The organism is Arhodomonas sp. KWT (genome assembly GCF_010993615.1).
Genome location: NZ_WNXE01000202.1, coordinates 1 through 3,866, shown reverse-complemented (window position 1 = coordinate 3,866; position 3,866 = coordinate 1). Strand labels below are relative to the sequence as shown.

Here is a 3,866-nt window from a genome sequence, read left to right as displayed (position 1 = left end):
GCGCTGTCGCGGTTCTGGTTCGAGCGGCTGCGCCACATCGTCCCCAACCACCTCGCCGACAGACCCCTCACCGACGTGCTGCCGGACCCGGCGGAACGTGCCCAGGTCGAGGGCCGGGCGCTGGTGGTGCGACGCCTGGCGCCGCTGCCGGTGGAGGCCATCGCGCGGGGCTACGTCATCGGCTCGGGCTGGAAGGACTACCAGGCGAACGGCTCGATCTGCGGCATCCCGCTGCCCGCCGGCCTGCGCCAGGCCGACCGCCTGCCGGAGCCCATCTTCACCCCCTCGACCAAGGCCGCGGTGGGCGAGCACGACGAGAACGTCGCCTTCGAGACCGTTGCCGGGCAGCTCGGTGCCGAGCGTGCGGCGACGGTCCGCGAAACGACGCTGCGCCTCTACACCGAGGCCGCGGACTATGCCCGCGAGCACGGCATCATCATTGCCGACACGAAGTTCGAGTTCGGGCTCGACCACGACGGTACGCTGGTGTGGATCGACGAGGCCCTGACCCCGGACTCCAGCCGCTTCTGGCCGGCGGATGCCTACCAGCCCGGCGGCTCGCCGCCAAGCTTCGACAAGCAGTTCGTTCGCGACTACCTCGAGACCCTGGACTGGGACAAGACCGCGCCGGCCCCGCACCTGCCGGCGGAGATCATCGAGCGCACTGCGGAGAAGTACCGCGAGGCCCAGCGCCGCCTCGGCGCCGGCTGAAACCGCGCCCCGCGCCACCCCGTCCCGACGCTGCGGCCGGGACGGGACCTCCGCCTCTATTGCGCCGCGGCCGCCCTCACCACCCCCGGGCCGTCCCGTGCCCACCGGTATACGTCCGCATCACCACGCACTGCCCGCCGTCCCGGGGCATGCCGGTAGATTGCTAACGACTTGACCGGCGTCAACTGACACCCACGCGCATTCCGCCTATCGTTGACCTGGGTACACGAACACCCGGCCTCGCCGGAACAAGCCCCGTGGCGCAGCATTGCGCGTCAAAACAAGGAGAAGTGCCGTGTCTGCTGACCCCAACGCCCCGTCGCAGAAGGACCCGGAACTCACCTCTCGTTTCCCGACCGCCTATACCGTTCTCTTTCTTCTCATCGTCCTCGTGGCCGCGCTCACCTGGGTCATCCCCACGGGCAAGTACGAACGCACGATGAACGAGGCCGTGGGCCGCGAGGTCGCCGTTCCCGGCACCTACCAGGCCGTGGAGCCGAACCCGCAGGGCTTCGTCGACGTCATGCTCGCCCCCGTTGCCGGCTTCTACGACCCGGACAGCTATGCAGCGAACGCCATCGACGTGGCGCTGTTCGTGCTGTTCCTGGGGGGATTCCTCGGGGTCGTCAACGGCACCGGCGCCATCGACACCGGCATACGCGAGGCCATGCGCAAGCTTCAGGGTCACGAGATATGGATGATCCCCATACTCATGATCCTGTTCGCCATTGGCGGCACAACATACGGCATGGCCGAGGAGACGCTCGCCTTCTACGGCATCCTGGTCCCCGTCATGCTCGCCGCGGGCTACGACACCATCACTGCCGTCGCGGTCATCATGATCGGCGCCGGCATCGGTGTACTCGGCTCGACGATCAACCCGTTCGCCACCGTCATCGCCGCCAACGCGGCCTCGATCCCGTTCACCACGGGTATCGTGCTGCGCTTCGTCATACTCCTGGGCGGGCTGGCGCTGTGCATCGGCTACGTCATGGCCTATGCACGGCGCGTCAAGGCGGATCCGTCGCGCTCGGTCGTCGCCAAACAGCACGCCGCGCACAAGGCCTACTTCCTCAGGGGCGACGACGAGCAGAGCCATTCCTCGACGCTCACCACCACCCAGTCGATCGTCCTGGTGCTGTTCGGTCTCACCTTCGCGGTGATGATCTGGGGCGTGTCCTCCCAGGGCTGGTGGATGGCGCGGATGGGCGCGCTGTTCTTCGGCTCGGCGATCGTCATCGGCATCGTCGCGCGGATGGGCGAGAAGGAGCTCACCGGCCGCTTCGTCGACGGCGCCCGCGACCTGCTGGGCGTCGCCCTGGTGGTGGGCCTCGCCCGCGGCATCGTCGTGATCATGGACAAGGGCCTGATCGCCGACACGATCCTGCACAGCGCCGCCGAGACCCTCGGCGGACTCGGGCAGCTCGCCTTCATCAACCTGATGTTCTGGATCGAGGCGGCGATGAGCTTCTTCGTGCCCTCCTCCTCCGGACTGGCGGTACTGTCCATGCCGATCCTGGCCCCGCTCTCGGATTTCGCCGGGGTCGGCCGGGAGCTCGTGGTCACCGCCTACCAGTCCGCGAACGGACTGGTGAACCTGATCAACCCGACCTTCGCCGTGGTGATCGGCGGCCTCGCCATCGGGCGCGTGCCCTACGACCGCTGGATCGCCTTCATCTGGCCACTGCTGCTGATGCTCACGATCTTCATCTCGGTCGTACTGAGTATCGGCACCTTGGTCTAGAGGGAAATCGACATGACCGCAACAACACTAGGCGTTCACTCGGAAACCGGCACGCTCCGGCAGGTCATCGTCTGCCGTCCGGGCCTCGCCCACCGCCGCCTGACGCCTTCGAACTGCGACGAGCTGCTCTTCGACGACGTCTTCTGGGTCAAGCAGGCGCAGAAGGACCACGACGTCTTCTCCGCCACCATGCGCGAGCAGGGTATCGAGGTCCTCGACGTCAACGAGCTGCTCGCGGAGACCCTCGACATCCCCGAGGCAAGGGCGTGGGTGCTCGATCACCGCGTCACCGCCGACCACATCGGCGTCGGCGCGCTCTCCGAGCTGCGCGCGTGGTTCGACGAACTGCCGGGCACCCGACTCGCCGAGCACCTCCTCGGCGGGCTCACCGTCGACGAGGTGCCGTTCGAGCTCACCGGGCTGTTCGGCAGCTACCTGGGCCATCACGGGTTCCTTCTGCCTCCCCTGCCCAATGCCCTGTTCACACGGGACAACAGCGCCTGGATCTACGATGGCGTGACGGTGAACCCGATGTACTGGGCCGCCCGACGGCCGGAGACGCTGATCAACACCGCGATCTACCGGTATCACCCCACCTTCGCCGGCCGGGTGAACATCCACTGGGGCGATCCGACACGCGAGCACGGGCTGGCGACCCTGGAGGGCGGCGATGTCATGCCGGTGGGCGACGCCACCGTGCTCGTGGGCATGGGCGAGCGTTCCTCGCCGCAGGCGGTGGGCCAGCTCGCGGTATCGCTGTTCGCCTCCGGCGCCGCGGAACGCGTGCTGGCCTTCAAGATCCCGCGCTCGCGGGCGTCGATGCACCTGGACACGATCTTCACCCTGTGCGGCGGCGATGTGGTCACCACGTTCAAGGAGGTCGCCGACGAGCTCGTGTGCTACGACATCCGCCCGGGCGCGGGGGACAAGCCGCTCGACTTCCGCCACGACCCGCGGCCGATCTTCGAGATCGTCGCCGAGGTGCTCGGCTACAAGCGCCTCCGGATCGTGCCGACCGGCGGCGAGTCCGAGGAGGAGCGCGCCCGCGAGCAGTGGAACGACGGCAACAACGTCCTCGCGCTGCGCCCGGGCGTGGTGATCGGCTACGACCGCAACGACGACACCAACGCCGCACTGAAGGCGGCCGGTGTCGAGGTCCTGGCGATCCCCGGCGCCGAACTCGGCCGCGGTCGCGGCGGCGGCCACTGCATGAGCTGCCCCACCGCCCGCGACCCGGCCTGAACAGCGAGGACCGAACCATGGCATTCAACCTCAAGAACCGGCATTTCCTGACCCTGCGCGACTATTCGCAAAAGGAGATCGCCTTCCTCCTGAAGCTGGCCGCCGACCTCAAGACGGCGAAGTACGCCGGCACCGAGGTGGCCAACCTGCAGGGCAAGGACATCGCCCT

General features: G+C 68.0%; 3 protein-coding genes. All 3 read left to right on the top strand.

What is annotated here, in order from left to right:
• Positions 1-711 (top strand): phosphoribosylaminoimidazolesuccinocarboxamide synthase (locus G7A99_RS16610; RefSeq protein WP_163142192.1); only part of this gene is annotated, 711 nt, incomplete at its 5' end.
• 295 nt (positions 712-1,006) lie between these two features.
• Complete coding sequence (locus tag G7A99_RS16605; protein WP_018716463.1) at positions 1,007-2,455, top strand: YfcC family protein; 1,449 nt, start codon at positions 1,007-1,009, stop codon at positions 2,453-2,455.
• Positions 2,456-2,467: 12 nt separating this feature from the next.
• Positions 2,468-3,697: an arginine deiminase gene (locus G7A99_RS16600; RefSeq protein ID WP_163142189.1), complete on the top strand. Its 1,230-nt coding sequence runs from the start codon at positions 2,468-2,470 to the stop codon at positions 3,695-3,697.
• Positions 3,698-3,866 lie beyond the last annotated feature (169 nt).

What these genes read in the sequence shown, in the direction of transcription:
- G7A99_RS16600 (WP_163142189.1), top strand. Translation starts at nt 2,468, where the DNA reads ATGACCGCAACAACACTAGGCGTTCACTCGGAAACCGGCACGCTCCGG.